Origin of the sequence: Psychromicrobium ferritrahens (assembly GCF_043789415.1) — a bacterium.
Taxonomy (GTDB): Bacteria; Actinomycetota; Actinomycetes; order Actinomycetales; family Micrococcaceae; genus Renibacterium.
Genome location: NZ_JBDLLW010000001.1, coordinates 948,443 through 966,512, shown reverse-complemented (window position 1 = coordinate 966,512; position 18,070 = coordinate 948,443). Strand labels below are relative to the sequence as shown.

Below are 18,070 nucleotides of genomic sequence, written 5' to 3'. Positions count from 1 at the left end.
GGAACTACTTGGACGCTGGAGTGGAAGTCTTGGTTTCTGAAGCGGGCGCGCTGGGGCTTGTGGCGGGTGCCGCAGGAGTGCTGGCCGAACTGCCGGAACGGGAATCGGTGCTGTAGAAGCCCGAACCCTTGAAAGAGATACCCACTGAGTTGAACTTCTTGCGAAGCTGCCCACCACACTCAGGGCAGACCGTCAGGGAGCTATCGCTGAACGACTGCTGGATATCGAAATTGTGCCCACAGTCTTTGCAGGCATACGCATAGGTTGGCAACGTTGGATCCTCCGGACAGCTAAACGAGACTAGCTCACGTCTCGACTGATGATTCTAACACTCAAGACGACTGAAGAATTCCGGAGTGAGGACGTAATCCACCGCCTGATCGTGCTCTTCTTTCGGCAGAGAAGCTTCCGAGATGAATTCCTGAGGATAAACCACCGCGGCTGTGACTGGCCGGTCAAGGCCCGGCGTCCTTCGCTCAGTCGAAGAATCCAGGTTTTGCAGCGAGCCGAGGAACCTGTCGTAATAACCCCCGCCTTGTCCCATCCGGGTTCCGCCGCTGTCCACGGCCAAGGCGGGCAGCAGGATCAAGCCCACCGAGTTCATCACCTCGATTCCCCGGGGTTCGCCGACCGGCTCCCAGACGGGAGCGAAGCTGCTGCGCCGGAGCGGAACGCCTGGCTGCCAGGAAACCCAGCTCAGCTGGAAATCCGGTTCGCACACCGGCAGATAAATAGTGCGGCTCGAGAGTTCGAGGGCGGTGAGCAGCGGGATGACATCTGGTTCGTCACCGAGCGGCAGATACCCTGCAATCGCTTGACGCGCACCGGGGAGCTCTAGGGAATTGAAGAGCTCCAGGCCTGTGGTGCGCAATCCTTCAGCCGAAACCTGACTAGAAATAGCTGCAGATGAGGAGCGGGCGGCTCGTAAAAGCCTTCGTTGTGACGTTTTTTCCTTCGCCAATTTCCCAACTCCTTTAAAACAGAGTTCTCCAGTAATCTAAGACAATGACAAATGCGCAAAGAATCCGCAAGGCCGTTATTCCGGCCGCAGGTTTGGGGACCAGATTTTTGCCCGCAACTAAGGCCATGCCGAAGGAAATGCTCCCCGTGGTCGATAAACCAGCAATTCAGTACGTGGTTCAAGAAGCGGTGGACGCCGGCCTTGAAGACGTGCTGATGATTACCGGCCGCAATAAGCGTGCCCTGGAAGACCACTTCGACCGGGTGCCCAATATCGAACGTCTCCTGGAAGAGAAAGGCGACGAAGAGCGCCTGGAGGCTGTGCAGCACGCCACCGACCTCGGTGAAATTCATTACGTCCGTCAGGGCGATCCCAAAGGCCTGGGGCACGCGGTGCTGCGCGCCAAAACCCACGTCGGCAATGAGCCCTTCGCGGTGCTGCTCGGTGATGACCTGATTGACGAGCGTGACGAACTGCTCAGCACCATGCTGGAAGTGCAGGAAAAGACTGGCGGCTCAGTGGTCGCTTTGATTGAAGTAGAGCCTTCCAAGATCAGTGCTTACGGCTGCGTCGATATGGAAGCCATCGACGGCGAGGATTTCGTCCGGGTCCGCGAACTGGTGGAAAAGCCGGCTGTGGAAGATGCTCCTTCAAATCTTGCGGTGATCGGCCGCTATGTTTTGCACCCGCGGGTCTTTGAAGTGCTGGAGAGCACCGCGCCCGGCCGGGGCAACGAAATCCAGCTCACCGATGCGCTTCAGACCCTGGCGACGGCCGACGGCGAAGGCTCCGGGGTGTACGGCGTGGTCTTCACCGGACGTCGCTACGACACCGGAGACAAATTGAGCTACCTCAAAGCAGTTGTCACTCTGGGCTGCGAAAATGACGAACTCGGTGCCGATCTGCGTGGCTGGCTCAAGGAGTTTGTCGTAGGACAGGGCAAGTAGGTCGTGTGGGGGGTCGCTAGCTGGCCGGTGACGTTGGAATATGGCCCTGTCATCCTGCGACCCCTTAAAAACCGAGACAAGCAGAGCTGGCAGGAAGTCCGGGCCCGCAACAGGGATTGGTTGCAGCCCTGGGATGCCACGAATCCGCAGCCGAGTCTTGGCCTTCCCAGCTTCAGAGAGATGGTGCGTTCGCTCAACGAACAGGCCAGAGCCGGCAGTGCGCTGCCTTTCGCGATCACCGTCAGGGACGACGACGGCGTCGCCCGCTTTGCCGGTCAGCTCACGGTGAGCAATATCATCTGGGGCTCCGCCATGATGGCCACCGCTGGATACTGGGTGGACCGGGCCAGAGCCGGGCAGGGCATCGTGCCGGCGGCCTTGGCGATGGCTACGGATCACTGCTTCCAGAGCCTGGGCCTGCATCGGATGGAAATCAATATCCGCCCGGAGAACGGTCCGAGTCTGCGGGTGGCTGAGAAGCTCGGCTTCCGCGATGAAGGAATCAGGAAGAGGTATCTGCACATCAACGGCGACTGGGCCGATCATCGTTCTTTCGCGCTGACCGCAGAGGAAGTGCCCGGCGGTTTATTATCGCGTCTGGGGTACTGAGGGCCCTCAAGGTGCCGGTGTGAGGTAGATTCAAGCCGACACACCGCCGCTAATGCGGGGCCGGGGCGAACCTGGATTTTAAAGTTGAGATGTGAACATCCCACTCAATACATCAGTTTTCTTAGCGATCCTGGTCGCTCTGTGGCTGATCTGGGTGGGACCTTATGTTTTACGGCTGCGAAAAGCACGAGTCGCGGTGGCGAGCGAGAGCGTCGTCCAGCGTTTGAAAGACGCCGGCTCATCGACAGTGCTGATGGAATCCAATATTGCCCAGCCTCGGGAGGCTGCTATGACTGCAACGGTTCAAGCTACGTCGGGTTCTTCGGAGCAGGCGGCACAGCGGCCTGATCGTTTCAAGATCCGTTACGAGCGGCTGGCTATTGCCCTGCTTGGTGTGCTGGCTGTTGTGGCGGCCGTCGTCACCATGGTGCTGCGCGCCTTTGGCTTGGTCTCGCTGTGGGTTCCCGTGATCTCGGCAGTGGTTTTCCTGCTGAGTGTCGTGGCGCTTCGCTTCCTGGCTTTGCAGGACCGCAAGAAGCGGCTGGAGCGGGTGTTCCAGCAGGCCATGGGCAATCAGCCGATCGTGGCGTCTAAGCCTTTGCCGGAAGCCAGTGAGCCCGAAGCTCCCGCCAAGGAGACCAAGCTTTTCGATGCGCAGCCCGCAGCCGATGCGCAGCAGAACGTCGAACCCAAGAAGCTGAGTGCCGCCCAATTGCGGCAGGCCGCGATCGCTGTTTCCCAGGGCGCGGATGTCAAAGACGATGGCAGCTGGGAGCCGGTAGCGGTGCCTAAGCCGGTCTATGTTGAAGCGGCCAAGGCTGAACGTCCGGCTCCTGCACCCTTGGATCTGCCAGAAGCTCCGAAGGCCAGCGCTAAGACCTCTATCAAGCAAAGCGAGGCAGGGATTGCCGGAGCTGCCGCGAAGCCCGAACAGGCCGCTGGGCTCAGCAACCTCGATGGTGTCTTGCAGCGCCGTCGCGCCTAATGCTGATCGCCATCGCTGGGGGTACCGGAACCGCTGGCCGGGCTGTAGTTGCCGAGGCGCTGAGCCGTGGGCATCAGGTGAGAGTGATCTCCCGCCATCGACCGGAAGCCTTGCTCCCCGGGGTGAGCCATGCGATCGCCGACGCCAATGACGGCGGCGGTTTAGTTGATGCGGTTGCGGGTACTGATGCCCTGATCGATACTCTGGATGCCAAGTTCGGTAAGGCTCTCAGAGCGCTGCCAGCGGCTTCGGGGCGATTGAGGGAAGCGGCTGTTCAGGCGGGGATGAGCAGAACCGTATTGCTTTCGATCCTGAACTGCGAGCAGTCCGACTACGGTTATTATCGGGCGCAAGCTGCCAGAGCTGCGCTCTACTCTGATCCGCGGCAGCCAGGCTCCGTGGTTTACGCCACCCAGTTCCACAACCTGATCGGGTCCATCCTGGGTGCGCTTCCCGGCGTCATACCGGTGTTCTCAGGGGTTTCCTTTCAGCCGATCTCGGTAGAATCCGTGGCGCGAGCGCTCGTGGATGCTGCTGAATCGGGAGCGGCTGAAACCAGGGTCGCCGGGCCAGAGGTGCTCAGCATGGCAGAGCTCTCCGAGCAGTGGAAAGCAGCGGGGCATCGCGGAGCGCGGCTGAAGATGCCTTTACCGGGCGCTTTTGGCGAATTCCTCAGAGCTGGGAAGAACCTGGAGTTGGGCTCAACGGTGCCGGGGGAGCGCTTTGCCGAATGGGCCGCGCGCTCTGGAGCAGGGCACTAATCCTCTGAGATCGACGCGCTCAGAGCTGGGCCGCCGCATCTGCCTCGTCGAGTAAGCGCTCACCGAGCGGGCTCGGGTTCCAGGCGATTTCCCAGCGGTAACCAGTGGGGTCGCTGAAATACCCGGAGTAGCCGCCCCAGGCTCGAGCGGTGCCCGGAACGAGTAACGTCCCGCCAGCATTCACTGCGGTTCTCAGCACGGAATCCACAGCCTGTGCGCTGCGGCAATTGTGCGCCAGAGTCAGCGGAGCCTGGCCCAGCTTCACCGGACCCACCTCTGCCTCGAACTCGGTGACGTCCCAGAAGGAGAGCATGACGCCGGGAGCCACCTGGAGCATCAGAACCGTTTCGTCCTGATAGCTGGCTTCCCAGCCGAGCGCGGCGAGGTAGAACTCTTTGGTGGCTGTCAGATCTGCCACCGCCAGGGTGACGAAAGTGATTCGCTGATCCATTCGCTCAGATTAGCGTGAGCCGAGGGCGAATCGCTGTTTTGAACTGTCTCCCAGGGTGGCGTAGGCTAGCAGCTTGGAATGAATTTATCCGGGGCATTGGCGCAGTTGGTAGCGCGCTTCGTTCGCATCGAAGAGGTCAGGAGTTCGAATCTCCTATGCTCCACCGTTTTGACGTAGTCGAACCCCTGGTGTGGGTGTTTCTTGATTTTCGCGATGGCGAATGGTTCTGTTGAGCAGAGGATCGCTTCCTCGTTGGTCTAGGTGCCCTATCTTATAGAGTCTGGTTTGCCAGGTGTTTCCTGTGGTGTTGGTTCTCCGGTAGAGCCTTTGGCGGTCGATATCGATCAGAATTGCTCTGATGCAGGCTTGGTAGTGATCGAGCCTGGTGAGTCGATGGTCTACTTTCCTACTGTTTTCCTACTGTCTATTCGCATCCTCGCTCGGTGCGAGATTGCTCCGGTTTCTGTTGGTGCGGGGTTTAGGCCGCTATAGACTCGGTCTGGTTGTTTGTTTCATACTCGGTGGGTATGAGTTTCCTCGGCCGCCCTTGCCGTCGTCGGTGATGGTAGGTTGTTTCGATCCAGGTCGTGATGGCAAGTCATAGATCCTGTCGGCTACGCGATAAGAACCGCTTAGGCAGATTTGTATTTGATAGGCCCATAGATGATTGACAAGTGACTTTACAAAAGTAAAAATTGTATCGAGTGAGTCATGAGATATAGCTCTCATGGTCTGGATGCCTGTAGCCGGACTCTTTTAAAGAGTGGAGGCATACTCACTTTAGGTAATATTTATCCGATAAAAATAAGAAGGTGGGTTCTTATATGATCTCCGTAAAGCGCAAGTTTGCTCGCATCTCAACTGTGTCTGTTCTCGTAGGTGGAGCTTTCGCCGCATCACTGTTTCTTGCTCCTACCGCTCAGGCGGCAGGTCCTGATTTCTCTAATGTCAAGAGCGGTGTTACTACCACTGAGAAGTTCACCAATGCAATTGATGTGCACGCTATGTGTAGTGGTCTCTGAGACCTACTAATCGGTTGTTTTAATTACCACCGACAAGCCCTTCTTCATTTCGATCACAGTGGTCTATCTCCAAATTTTCAGAAAGCGCGGGGCAGATTCGTAAGTTAGGTTGTCGAGGTGGGCGATATTGAAGTTGGGCTTGTCGGCGGTTCATCGGAGCATGGGGGCCACCGAGCTAGCGGATTTCTGCGCTGGCTCTGGCTCCGCGATCACACCGTAGACCGCGGGGCAGCCAACGGACATAATTGGGTAAGTCCGCAAGCAACTCGAATAACACTTGAGGCGGAGCTGCGACCTCAGCTGTGTAGAGCTTGTGCCATTGGGAGACGGTCATTCTGCTATCTTGCTGGATGCTGTAGACAGCCACCAATGGTGTGAGAGCACCGCATCATCTGCCGAATAGCCGCTGGCGTGGGCCCGCCCTTATTTATGTGCCCACCACGCCGCGGGAGCCTGTTCCGGCGTCTGGTAGGACTTGAAAAGGGTGCAGACCCGTGGTCCGGTCACCAGGATCTCGTTGAACTCCGGTCGCCGGGCCACGGCGTTGAGCAGCCCCATGTCCCCGACGCCCAGATTTCCAACGGAGCGACCCCCGCCGCCACGACCTCTCACACCGTCCGTTGCCGTGGGCAGTCGAGGGGTTATCTCCTCGGCCATCGCCCCGAGGAAGCGCAGCATGGTGGTCCGGTCGCCGCCGATCAGACCCGCGTTGAGCAGTCGCTGCTGGCCGTGATCGTCCAAGATCTTCTGAATGAACGGAGCCGGATGGTTCTGCCGCATCCACGGGGTATCGAGGATTTCCGGCTCGTAGCCGAGGTAGAGCCTGCCGGGTTCCATCTCAGGGAACGGGTCGCGAAACATCTCGACATCGCTGCCGTCGACGCACCAGGCAAAACTGATCCAGGGATTCTCCGCCAGGTAGCGGTAGGCCGACAGATGCCGCTGGAAGTACGGATTGCAGGTGGGCGGGGTGACCTCGGCGATGGTCAGGTCTGGCTCGCTGGTCGGTGCTAGTTCGTCGGCCAACACGGTGAGTCCGTGACCGAGATTGGACAGAGAGCCGCGCAGCTCGTCGAGCACCGTGACATCGGGTTCCCAGGCCACGGTGCGCTGCGGATCAGGTGTGCCGGTCAGCAGTGACGTGATGATCACTTCGCCGGCTGCCCGACGTCGGGCCAGCGCATCAGATCCGGGTTGCCGGACCCAGCCCTGAACCTGATCTGAAACCCGGCCCGGAACTCGATTCGGAGTCGCGGAGCGCAGCTGCTCGTCAGTTGTCCAGAGCTTGCGGAGAGCGTTGCCGCAGTAAATCACGCGATCGGTGTGCGAGCCTCGATGAGCAGCCAGCAGCTGATCGAGGAACTCGCCGTCAGGGTGCTCCTCGTCCAAGCCGCCGGTACGGATAAACGCCGCGCGCGTTACCGCCAGCGCACTGTGCGGAGAGTCATCGACGTCGTGCCAGATAGCTGATCGCAGTGCGGCCCCGCTGTCCTGGAGAATCTGCTCGGTGCTCGCTCTGCTAGCCCGGGTGACCTGGTCATGTAGCCTGACGAATGGGTAGTGCACGGTACGGGCGACGCCGAAGGAGATCGCCTCGGGATCGGGTACCTGATCCGCGTCGGCCAGGAAGAACAGCTGGCCCTGGGCGCGCGCGGCGGCGTCGTTCAGAGCGCGTGCTCGAGAGAAGGCCGCTGAGCTGAGTGGATCGTGACCGATCACCACCTCGTCCACTATGCCCCGCTCTAGTGCTCTCTGCCATTGTCTCCGGCACCATTCCCAGACTCCCGCCCGCGAGCTGCCTTCCACCGAGTCGTCGGGGTGCAGCGGAATGAGGACCGAGATGCTCGTCACGTCTCGAGGTCTTTCGTGAACCGGTGCACCGCGGTGCGCACTGCGCCAATCGCCGCCGAGCTCGTCGCAGCCAAGCCTGTCACTGGCTGGGCACCTGTACCCGGGGGAGTGACCAGAGGGTGCGTTCCGGGAGGGAAGCGAACAGCTCATCCCATGCCGCATCGTCGCCCTCCCACCGACCCGGCAGCAGCGGCACCTCGCGGTAGGCAATACCCGGCGGCAACTCCTCGACGTGCTCGGGCGCTTCGCGCCGCAGCCAGAGGATCGCGAACCGGTGGCCGGGGAAGCGGCGCGCAATGGTCTCCTGGAGCCGCCGCAGATCGGTGACGTTCTCGATTCCTTCGGGATCCTGACGAATGTAAAGAACGCGCGCATCGGAGGCGGCCATAGCGCGCCACCGCTCGGCCAGGAAGATGAACTTCTCCCGGACTTTCGGAAGCTGCTCCTCCACATCGTCGAGGGTGAGTGTGGCGCCCGGCTGAGGAATGAAGTCGTGGATGTAGCTGAGCCAGGTGTCGAGGTCACGGGCGCCGCGCCCATCGGGTTTCGGGACCACCCGACCCGAGCGCAGTAAGACGGGGAAGTCCGCGTCGATGATGCGTATTACATTGTCGAGGGTGACGCCGGTCCAGTCGAAGAAGTGGGCCTGCTGCTGCCCGGTGATACGGCGGATCTGGTAGCTTGACTCGCAGTGCTGACCCAGGCCGACGCAGAGGTCGTGGAGTGCCATGACAGTCCTTGGTATGTGTAGAGGTGTTCGTTAGGTTTGCGAGCTATCTGCGCCGCCCGCTCCGGTGACAAGCTGCGCCATCGCGCATGCTGATCTTAACACTGTTCTGCAGCGGTGTTTGCGGCGGGGTGAGGAGTTCTCCGTGCTGGAGCCCTTGTCTGCACCTGCTGAGAAAAGCTGATGATTCGCCTGCCCGCAGCGGTGGGATCACCACAGCATGGCGCCGCAGCCACTCGGAACGGCTACGCCACCACCGACAAGCCCTTCCTAATCCCGCCCGCAGTAGCCTCTCCCCCAATGTCCTGAAAGCGCGGAGCGCAGTCAGAAGTAGGCTGCCGAGGCGAGCGATATTGAAGTTGGGCTTGTCGATGGTTGATCGGAGCAACGGAGAACTTCGACGGAGTTTCCCCTCGAAGGCGATTCTCGGACGTTGCAGAGATCTGGATTAGTTAACCATATATACCGCAATTAAAACAAGAGAAATTTTCCGTAAAGATTTTTCTTCAATCATCGCTGTCTTTGAGGGTGGTTCTTTTCAGTGGCTCAATGCCGCTATTTCCCGGGTTTGACGACGTCATAGAAATTGCTGAGCGAAGTGTATAGCTCAACCGTATCGGCGTCCTCGAGCTCCACTAAATCACTGATCCAATCAGCGATGATGTTGAAAAAACCGCCGATCACCCCGCTTGCCACGCCCGCTTGGATGGCAACGCCAGGTAGTAGTCTCGACCAGATTTCGGTGAGAAAAGAAGCCGCCCATCGACGATTGATCCTTCGTTCTCTTTCGACCGCTGGTGTGGTGGCTGAACCCCTGCCGAAGAGCACTAGTCCGTAACGTTGGTCGTCGCCGAAGGCTGAGGCAAGAGCCTTGAGAAGCAGGGTTTCACTGTCTGCAGCTTCTGATATTTCGGTGTCCAGGAATTCCAGGAACTCTGATTTGATCCGCTGGGCGGTTCTGCGCATCAACAGCAGGTAGCATTCTTCGCGGTCTTGGAATGAGAGGTAAAAGCTCTTCGTGCTCACATGGGCGTGACGGCAAAGTTCCTCGATAGAGACACTGGAGTATCCCCGTTCGGCGAATAACGTGAGAGCAGCATCGAGTATCGACTCTTTGCGGAGTGTTTCACGCTGCCTGGCGTCCAGCCCATTGACTCTCCTGCCCATGTTCTGAATCTACCTCAGTCAGACCGCGAGAACAGGCCGCTACAGATTCGAAGTTTTCCGCGCAGTCAAGTCGCTCAGCTAACCCTTTGGTCACAATGCATTACATGACACTGGTGGCCAGCAGGGTTTCCCTATAGGCTCATGATGGCAATTCACAGATAAATCACAATCAGGGGTTTACTGACAGGGGGAGGATTGTCGAAGCCCCGATAGTAGCTTTTCTCAACACTGTGCACCCGGTGGAGCTATTCCTAAAAATCGGACCTAATACCGGGGGAGATCAAGGGAGTGACTAGAGTGAGTATGTTTACAGATAAGGGTTCAACGCCGGAAGCGGGAGGGAGAAGATTCTCTTCGGTCAAACGCTTCTGGCAGAAATTTGTTGCGCTCGCAGCGGCTTTGTTGCTTGCCTTGACGACGGCGGGAGTCTCAGGGCTGGTGCTCAGCTCACCCGCCGAAGCACAGCTGGTGATTCCAGCCGGTTCCGGAACTCAGGTTGGAAACACCTGGACCTTTGCCTACGGCCAAACCGGTTTGAACTACAACGTTTCCATTCAATCCAACGGCAAGCAGATGACTTTGGCGGCCCCGCGTAACGGGGTAGGAAGCGTGAATTTCACCCCGATCGGTCAGCGCCCTAGCACTTCGCAGGCCATCATCTCCGTGCAAACCGGTCCCACCGGCACAAACCCGGATGATAGTCCAACAACTTGTAAGGTCGGCACTGGAAGACTGTGTGATTTTGGCACGGTCACGATTAAATTCAATCAGCCGGTGACGAATCCGATTTTCAACGTCGGCGATATCGGCGGTAGTTCCGTTCGTTGTACTGGCGGTACATGTACAGATCCTGCTAATCAGGTCGTCGCGGCCACGACTGCGCAGTGGCAGCCGAGCATCGCGAGTGCTAGCAACGCTGGTGCCCCCGTTAACGCTACTTTCACTAAGCTCAGTGCAGCCACAAACCCAGATGGTACCGATCAGCCAATCATTACTCAGGGTGGCAAACGGCTTGAAGACAGCAATACCTTCAGCGACGCCGGTTGTGCACCAAATGTAGCCACTGATTCGGGTAGAAAAATTGGTGCTCAGACAGGCGGCGGCTGTGGCTCGTTCGTCGTCAATGGCACTCTCGATACTTTGGTCTTGGGCTTCGAGGTAGCCACCCAGAACCGAGTCGGTGCCGGCGTTGCTGCGCCAGAAGGCGTCCTGATCAGCTTCGACACCCAGCAGGACTACGGGGATGCACCAGCCAGCTACGATGCAGGCAACGCCGCCTACGCCACTGTTGGACCGCTCACCCTTGGCAGCACCTCCACCGTTGATGCTGCTGATAAGGGCATCGATCCGAACGCTAATATTGCGGCCAGCCCGAATGCTGGCGCCGCTGGTACCGGGGATAGCGATGACGCTTTCGGCCCGGCAGGCCCGCCATCGGTTAATATTTCGCAGCCCAATTACACGGTCACGGTTCCGGTCAGCGGAGTAACTGCTGCGGGTCAAGCCTGTGGCTGGATCGACTTCAATAAAGACGGCGCCTTCCAGGCTAATGAGCGTGCTTGTGCACAGCTTGCGCCCGGCGCCACCACCGCGCAACTGAGCTTCGCTGTTCCCGCTGGCACTACCGCGGGATCCAGCTTCATGCGGCTGCGTGTCGGCTATAACCCGGCTACCGGAACCAACCCCGCCACTTCCCCCACCGGTGGTGCCGGAGTCGGTGAAGTCGAAGACTGGCCCATCGCCCTGGCCTCGCAGAAGATCGGCGACACCGTCTTCAATGACACCAATCAGAACGGTGTTCAAGACGCTGGCGAGCCCGGTGTCAACGGCGTGAAGGTTGAACTCCTTGACTCTAACGACGCCGTCGTCGCCACCACCACGACCGCGAACGTCGGCGGCGTGGACGGCATCTACTCCTTCGACGCAGAACCCGGACAGTACAAGATCCGGGTGACCCCGCCGGCCGGTGCAGGCTTCACCACAAAGGGCACTGATCCAGCTGCTGATAAGGATTCCAATATCAATCCGCCAGCTCAGCTGGGTGATCCGGGTACCTCGGACGCCTTCACTGTGGCAGCCGGTGTTGACAATCTGACCATTGACGCCGGGTTGGTGTTCCCGAAGGGAACCCTCTCCGGAACGATCTGGACCGATGGGGACGGCAATCGCAGCAATAAGCCAGCGGGTGCTCCTGATACTTCATTGGCAGGGATCACCGTCGCTCTGTTGGATCAGAATGGAAATCCGGTCAACGGCCCAGACGGTAACCCGTTGACCCAAACCACCGATGCCAATGGCAACTACAGCTTCGCTAACATTCCGGTGGGCTCCTATAAGGTCAAGGTCAACAACCCGCCCGCAAATACGGTGCCTACCTATAGCACCGACACAGCGGGGCCGGGCAACGACGGGAACCCGGCAACGGCGACCCCAGGCACCACCTCGGGTGTTATCACCGTTGCCAAGGATCAGACCACTGGCAATGTGAACTTCTCCTTCGTCGCTCCGGCGAGCATCGGTGACACTGTATTCCAGGACACCAATGCCAACGGGGTGCTCGACGGCGGGGAGACCGGCGTCGCTGGAGTCACTGTCACGCTGACCGATGAGAACGGTCAGCCGGTCAAGGATCTTGCCGGTAACGATGTTGCTGCGGCGACCACCGATGCTAATGGCAAGTACAACTTCGGCAATCTGGCACCTGGTCTCTACAAGGTGAAGTTCGCTGCTCCGGCTGGACAGAGCTTCACCGTGAAGGGCACCGATCCGGCGGCAGATAATGATTCCAATGCGAATCCGGACGGTACTACGGACGTCATCACCCTGACCGCAGGAACGAATAACAATACTGTCGACGCCGGTTTGGTTCCGACGTCCAGCGTTGGCGATACGGTCTTCGTGGACAATAACGGCAATGGAACAAAGGACGCGGGTGAACCCGGTCTGGCCGGGGCAACCGTGGTTCTTAAGGATGCCAACGGGGCGGTGGTTGGAACTCAGACCACTGATGCCAACGGCAAGTACCTGTTCACCAATGTGCCACCGGGTCAGGGGTACACCATCACGGTGACGCCTCCCACTGCTGACAAGCCGTATAAGTTCTCACCCACCACGCCTCCGGCTGATGGACAGGACACCTCGGTGGTGAGCGGAACGGGCGTCAGCCAGCCCTTCGCCGTCGAACTCGGTAAGTCTCAGCTCTCTCTTGACGCTGGCGTTTACCAGCCGGCCACCATCGGTGACACGGTTTTCCAGGATGCTGATTCCAATGGCACCTTCGATAACGGTGAGCCGACTGTGCCGGGCGTGACAGTTGCTCTGTTGGATGGCAACGGCCAACCGGCTAAGGACGCTGACGGTAACCCTGTTGCTCCGGTGACCACGGGCGCCGATGGCAAGTACAGCTTCGGCAATCTGGCACCGGGTTCTTACCAGGTGAAGTTCACCGCGCCAGCTGGCACGGTGTTCACCACCAAGGGAACCGACCCGGCAGCCGATAACGACTCGAACGCCAACCCGGACGGCAGCACAGCTCCTGTGACGCTGACCTCGGGCCAGGACAACAACACCGTTGACGCTGGTTTGATCAAGGTCTCCTCGATTGGTGACCTGGTCTTCCAGGACAAGAACGGCAATGGTGTTTTCGACGACGGCGACACCCCGGTTCAGGGCGTAAAGATCAGTCTGCTGGACGGGGCCGGCCAGCCGGCAAAGGACGCCAATGGGCAGCCTGTACCGGATCAGACCACGGGTGCCGACGGCAAGTATTCCTTCGGCAACCTGTTGCCGGGCAATTACAAGGTGAAGTTCACCGCTCCTGACGGTCTGATTTTCACCAGCAAGGGAACCGATCCTGCAGCGGATAACAACTCGAACGCCAACCCGGATGGTGTCACCGACACCATTGAACTGGGGCAAGGGCAGACGAACAACACCGTCGATGCAGGCCTAGTGGAACCGGCGACCATCGGTGACACCGTGTTCACCGATCTGAACGGAAACGGCACCCTTGACCCCGGCGAGACCGGCGTCCCAGGAGTGACGGTAGCGTTGGTCGACAACGCTGGAAACACCGTGCAGACCGTGACCACCGATGCGGATGGCAAGTACAGCTTCACGAATGTGGTGCCAGGCACTTACACCGTGAAGTTCACCGCCCCCGATGGTTCCAAGTTCACTAAGAAGGGAACTGATCCGGCTGCTGATAACGATTCGAATCCGAATCCGGACGGCACCACTGATCCCGTGACGGTTGCTCCTGGTCAGGTTCTGAACACGGTTGACGCCGGGCTCATCCAGCCGACGTCGATCGGAGACCTGGTCTTCGAGGACACCAACGGTAACGGAGTCAAGGACGCCGACGAACCCGGTATTGCAGGTGCTAAAGTCGAGCTGCTGAACGCTGATGGCTCACCAGCCAAGAATGCCGACGGCGCAGATGTTGCGCCGATCACCACCGGCGCGGATGGTAAGTACAGCTTTGACAACCTGGCTCCTGGTAGCTACAAGGTGAAGTTCACCGGCCCCGATGGCACGGTGTTCACCAGCAAGGGAACCGATCCGGCTGCCGATAACGATTCGAATGCGAATCCGGACGGTACCACCGACGTGGTGACTCTCACTTCGGGTACGCCGAATAACACCGTCGATGCAGGTCTGGTGAAGCCGGTGACCATCGGTGACACTGTCTTCACCGATGTCAACGGCAACGGTGTGCAGGACGACGGCGAACCCGGTTTGCCGGGCGTCAAGGTCGACCTCCTGGACAAGGACGGCAACGTGGTGGCAACCACCACGACCGATCCGAACGGGGAGTACTCCTTCACTAACGTGGTCCCCGGGACCTATTCGGTGAAGTTCACTGCACCCGATGGTTCGTTCTTCACCAAGAAGGGCACCGATCCAGCCGCTGATAAGGACTCGAATCCGAATCCGAACGGTCAGACCGATCCGTTCACCGTGGTGAGCGGCGTCGACAATAAGACCATCGATGCTGGTCTGGTCACCCCGGCAAGCCTCGGTAACCAGGTCTTCGAAGACACCAACGGAAACGGTCAGCTGGACGATGGCGAGCCCGGTGTGGCGGGCGTGAAGGTGGAACTCCTGAACGCCGACGGCACCCCGGTCACCGATCTGTCCGGTCAACCGGTTGCTGCGCAGACCACAGGAGCCGACGGTAAATACTCCTTCGGCAACTTGGCTCCCGGCAGCTACAAGGTGAAGTTCACCGGACCTGAGGGTACGAAGTTCACCAGCAAGGGAACCGATCCGGCTGCCGATAATGATTCGAATGCGAATCCGGATGGCACTACCGATCCGGTGACGCTGGCCTCGGGAGAGCAGAACAACACCGTTGACGCTGGGCTTTTCAAGCCGGCGACCATCGGAGACTCTGTTTTCGAGGACAAGGATGGAAACGGCGTCAAGGACCCAACTGATCCCGGGGTACCGGGAGTTACGGTGCAGCTCCTCGATAAGGATGGAAATCCGGTCAAGGACGCTGACGGCAACCCGGTAGCCGACCAGGTGACAAACGCTGACGGGACCTACTCCTTCAGCAATCTGGTTCCCGGCACCTACACGGTGAAATTCATTGCCCCCGAGGGTACGAAGTTCACTAAGAAGGGCACTGATCCGGCTGCCGATAACGATTCGAATGCGAATCCGGATGGCACCACCGCTCCGGTGACGGTTGCTCCTGGTCAGGTTCTGAATACGGTTGACGCCGGCCTGGTCAAACCGACGTCGATCGGAGACCTGGTCTTCGAGGACACCAACGGTAACGGAGTCAAGGACGCCGATGAGGCGGGTATTGCAGGTGCCAAGGTCGAGTTGCTGAACGCTGATGGCTCACCCGCTAAGGACGTGGACGGTGCAGATGTTGCGCCGATCACCACCGGTGCGGAGGGCAAGTACAGCTTCGACAACCTGGCTCCCGGTAGCTACAAGGTGAAGTTCACCGCTCCCGATGGCACGGTGTTCACTAAGAAGGGAACCGATCCGGCTGCCGATAATGATTCGAATGCGAATCCGGACGGCACGAGCGATGTAGTGACTCTCACTTCGGGTACGCCGAATAACACCATCGACGCGGGTGTCTTCAAACCGGTCACCATTGGTGACACTGTCTTCACCGATGTCAACGGCAACGGTGTGCAGGACGACGGCGAACCCGGCTTGGCCGGGGTGAAGGTCGACCTCCTGGACAAGGACGGCAACGTGGTGGCAACCACCACGTCCGGCCCGAACGGGGAGTATTCCTTCACCAATGTGGTTCCTGGCACCTATTCGGTGAAGTTCACTGCACCCGATGGTTCGGTCTTCACTCCGAAGGGTACGGATCCAGCGGCTGATAAGGACTCGAATCCGAATCCGAACGGTCAGACCGATCCGTTCACCGTGGTGAGCGGCGTCGACAATAAGACCATCGATGCTGGTCTGGTCACTCCGGCCACCATTGGTAACCAGGTCTTCCAGGACACCAACGGCAATGGAGTTCAGGATGAGGGCGAGCCCGGGTTGCCCGGTGTGAAGGTGGAACTGCTGAACGCCGATGGCACCCCGGTCACCGATCTGTCCGGTCAGCCAGTCCCTGCGCAGACCACGGGAGCGGATGGAAAGTACTCCTTCGGCAACCTGGCGCCAGGAAACTACAAGGTGAAGTTCACCGGACCCGAGGGCACCAAGCTCACGGCCAAGGGCACTGATCCAGCTAAGGACGGCGACTCCAATCCGAATCCGGACGGCACTACCGATCCGGTGACCTTGAACTCGGGGATGACCGATAACACCGTTGATGCCGGATTCTTCAAGCCGGCCACCATCGGTAACCAGGTCTTCGAGGACAAGAACGGCAATGGAGTCAAGGACCCAACTGATCCTGGTGTTCCCGGAGTTACTGTTCAGCTTGTTGATAAGGATGGGAATCCGGTTAAGGACGCTGACGGCAACCCGGTAGCCGACCAGGTGACAAACGCTGACGGGGTCTACTCCTTCACCAACCTGGTTCCGGGTGCTTACACCGTGAAGTTTATTGCCCCGGACGGCACGAAGTTCACTAAGAAGGGTACTGATCCGGCTGCTGATAACGATTCGAATCCGAATCCGAATGGCAGCACCGATCCGATCACGGTGGACTCCGGAGCGATCAATAACACGGTTGACGCTGGGGTCTTCACTCCGGCATCCATCGGCTCTACCGTTTTCGACGACAAGAACGGCAATGGCGTGAGGGATGCTGATGAACCCGGAATCCCTGGTGCTACGGTGACCCTGCTGGATAAGGACGGCCAACCGGCGAAGGACGCCGATGGCAATCCGGTTCAGCCGATCACTACGGGTCCCGACGGTCAGTACAACTTCACCAACCTGCCTCCTGGCGACTATCAGGTCAGCTTCAAGGTGCCGGATGGTAAGGTTCTGACTCAGCCGAAGCAGGGCACCGATCCGAATAAGGACTCGGACGCCGTTCCTTCGCCGGGTAATACCAGCGGTATCGCGAAGGTGACTGTTGCCTCCGGCGATGCGGTCAAGAACATTGACGCCGGTGTGGTGCCTCCTGCGACCATCGGTGACACCGTCTTCTTGGATCGCAACGGCAACGGGGTCAAAGATCCCGGAGAGCCAGGCATTCCAGGAGTCAAGGTGGAATTGCTGGACAAGAGTGGAAAGGTTGTGGCTACCACAACTTCCGGCCCCGATGGCAAGTACTCCTTCACGAATGTCATCCCGGGAACCTACTCGGTGAAGTTCACCGCGCCGACCGGCATGGTGTTCGTCAAGAAGGGTACTGATCCGGCTGCGGACAATGATTCCAACGCTGATCTGAAGGGCGCTACAGCGCAGTTCACTGTGGCACCGGGAGAGGTCCAGAACACGATTGATGCTGGTCTGGCGAACCCCGTGGGCTCACTCACCGGAACTGTCTACGATGATCGCAATGGCAATAATAAGCAGGATCCGGGCGAGCCCGGGCTGCCTGGAGTCACTGTGATCCTGAAGAACAGCGACGGCAAGGAAATTGCACGGACCAAGACCGATGCTAAGGGAAACTACATCTTCACCAATGTTCCCGCAGGCGACGGATACACGGTCACAGTGACTGGCGCTCCGGCCGGCTCCAAGCCGACTCAGGTCACCGGACCGGTGAGTGTGCTGATCGGCCAGACCACCACCAACGTCGACTTCGGTTTTGTTCCGGCGGGAGTAACCCCGGTTACTCCGCCGAAGCCGAACCTGCCTGACACTGGTGCGAACGGAATCCTGCCGATGGGCATTGGTGCCGCTCTGTTCATGCTGGCTGGTGCATCAGTTCTCTGGTTCACCAGGAGGCGTCGCGCCTGACAACCACGGGTGAGCTAGCTGCTCGTTGCAAGTAAGTAGGAGAGGGTCGTGTACCGCTGGATCAACAGCGGCACACGACCCTCTTTTGTGCTGGACTCTCTGTCGACCTGATATCTCCCCTCTGATATCTCCCCCTGGTGCGGTTGATGTGGATACTCCCATGGGGTATATTTTCGACGGATGCCACTGCTGACTCAGGGCGGCATCACGAGTGATCGTCCGATGCTCGACCGCGCCCTATGAGAG

Annotated in this window: 11 protein-coding genes and 1 tRNA gene; 6 read left to right on the top strand and 6 right to left on the bottom strand. The window is 59.1% G+C overall.

Annotation, left to right across the window (positions count from 1 at the left end; genetic code table 11):
* Positions 1 to 4: 4 nt before the first annotated feature.
* Positions 5 to 271, bottom strand: coding sequence for an FmdB family zinc ribbon protein (locus tag ABDK06_RS04470; protein ID WP_394939330.1), 267 nt, complete (start codon positions 269 to 271; stop codon positions 5 to 7).
* Positions 272 to 325: 54 nt separating this feature from the next.
* A complete protein-coding gene (locus tag ABDK06_RS04465) occupies positions 326 to 961 on the bottom strand; it encodes a 5-formyltetrahydrofolate cyclo-ligase (protein WP_394939328.1) in 636 nt (211 codons plus the stop codon).
* A 44-nt stretch (positions 962 to 1,005) separates the two neighbouring features.
* Here ABDK06_RS04465 and galU point away from each other — a divergent pair, with 44 nt between their 5' ends.
* The 4 genes from galU to ABDK06_RS04445 all read left to right on the top strand — a co-directional run bounded on the left by galU (position 1,006) and on the right by ABDK06_RS04445 (position 4,263).
* On the top strand, positions 1,006 to 1,908 hold the full coding sequence (gene galU / locus ABDK06_RS04460) for a UTP--glucose-1-phosphate uridylyltransferase GalU (RefSeq protein WP_394939326.1): 903 nt from the start codon (positions 1,006 to 1,008) through the stop codon (positions 1,906 to 1,908).
* Positions 1,909 to 1,911: 3 nt separating this feature from the next.
* Positions 1,912 to 2,517, top strand: coding sequence for a GNAT family N-acetyltransferase (locus ABDK06_RS04455; RefSeq protein WP_394939324.1), 606 nt, complete (start codon positions 1,912 to 1,914; stop codon positions 2,515 to 2,517).
* 91 nt (positions 2,518 to 2,608) lie between these two features.
* Positions 2,609 to 3,502, top strand: coding sequence for a hypothetical protein (locus tag ABDK06_RS04450; protein WP_394939322.1), 894 nt, complete (start codon positions 2,609 to 2,611; stop codon positions 3,500 to 3,502).
* Positions 3,502 to 4,263, top strand: coding sequence for an SDR family oxidoreductase (locus ABDK06_RS04445; RefSeq protein WP_394939320.1), 762 nt, complete (start codon positions 3,502 to 3,504; stop codon positions 4,261 to 4,263). Before ABDK06_RS04450 ends, ABDK06_RS04445 begins: the two co-directional genes overlap by 1 nt.
* A 19-nt stretch (positions 4,264 to 4,282) precedes the next feature.
* Here ABDK06_RS04445 and ABDK06_RS04440 read toward each other — a convergent pair whose 3' ends face one another.
* Positions 4,283 to 4,714, bottom strand: a complete 432-nt coding sequence (locus ABDK06_RS04440; protein ID WP_394939318.1) for a VOC family protein — start codon at positions 4,712 to 4,714, stop codon at positions 4,283 to 4,285.
* Between the two features lie 90 nt (positions 4,715 to 4,804).
* Between ABDK06_RS04440 and ABDK06_RS04435 the strand changes: the two genes are divergently transcribed.
* Positions 4,805 to 4,877, top strand: a tRNA-Ala gene (locus ABDK06_RS04435).
* A gap of 1,282 nt (positions 4,878 to 6,159) precedes the next feature.
* Here the strand turns inward: ABDK06_RS04435 and ABDK06_RS04430 are convergent.
* From ABDK06_RS04430 to ABDK06_RS04420, 3 genes are all read right to left on the bottom strand, one after another.
* Positions 6,160 to 7,587 (bottom strand): glycosyltransferase family 2 protein, encoded by a 1,428-nt coding sequence (locus ABDK06_RS04430; protein WP_394939316.1) that lies wholly within the window; start codon positions 7,585 to 7,587, stop codon positions 6,160 to 6,162.
* A gap of 79 nt (positions 7,588 to 7,666) precedes the next feature.
* Positions 7,667 to 8,317, bottom strand: a complete 651-nt coding sequence (locus ABDK06_RS04425) for a DUF1796 family putative cysteine peptidase (RefSeq protein ID WP_394939314.1) — start codon at positions 8,315 to 8,317, stop codon at positions 7,667 to 7,669.
* A gap of 552 nt (positions 8,318 to 8,869) precedes the next feature.
* Positions 8,870 to 9,481: a TetR/AcrR family transcriptional regulator gene (locus ABDK06_RS04420; protein ID WP_394939312.1), complete on the bottom strand. Its 612-nt coding sequence runs from the start codon at positions 9,479 to 9,481 to the stop codon at positions 8,870 to 8,872.
* 303 nt (positions 9,482 to 9,784) lie between these two features.
* On the opposite strand from ABDK06_RS04420, the gene ABDK06_RS04415 reads away from it, so the two are divergent.
* The gene (locus tag ABDK06_RS04415) at positions 9,785 to 17,824 is read left to right on the top strand and encodes an SdrD B-like domain-containing protein (protein ID WP_394940796.1); all 8,040 of its coding nucleotides are present in this window, start codon (positions 9,785 to 9,787) and stop codon (positions 17,822 to 17,824) included.
* Positions 17,825 to 18,070 lie beyond the last annotated feature (246 nt).

Excerpts from the sequence above, each read along its gene's own strand:
- ABDK06_RS04440 (WP_394939318.1), bottom strand. The coding sequence starts at position 4,714 with ATGGATCAGCGAATCACTTTCGTCACCCTGGCGGTGGCAGATCTGACA.
- galU (WP_394939326.1), top strand. The coding sequence starts at position 1,006 with ATGACAAATGCGCAAAGAATCCGCAAGGCCGTTATTCCGGCCGCAGGT.
- ABDK06_RS04420 (WP_394939312.1), bottom strand. The coding sequence starts at position 9,481 with ATGGGCAGGAGAGTCAATGGGCTGGACGCCAGGCAGCGTGAAACACTC.
- ABDK06_RS04445 (WP_394939320.1), top strand. The coding sequence starts at position 3,502 with ATGCTGATCGCCATCGCTGGGGGTACCGGAACCGCTGGCCGGGCTGTA.
- ABDK06_RS04415 (WP_394940796.1), top strand. The coding sequence starts at position 9,785 with ATGTTTACAGATAAGGGTTCAACGCCGGAAGCGGGAGGGAGAAGATTC.
- ABDK06_RS04425 (WP_394939314.1), bottom strand. The coding sequence starts at position 8,317 with ATGGCACTCCACGACCTCTGCGTCGGCCTGGGTCAGCACTGCGAGTCA.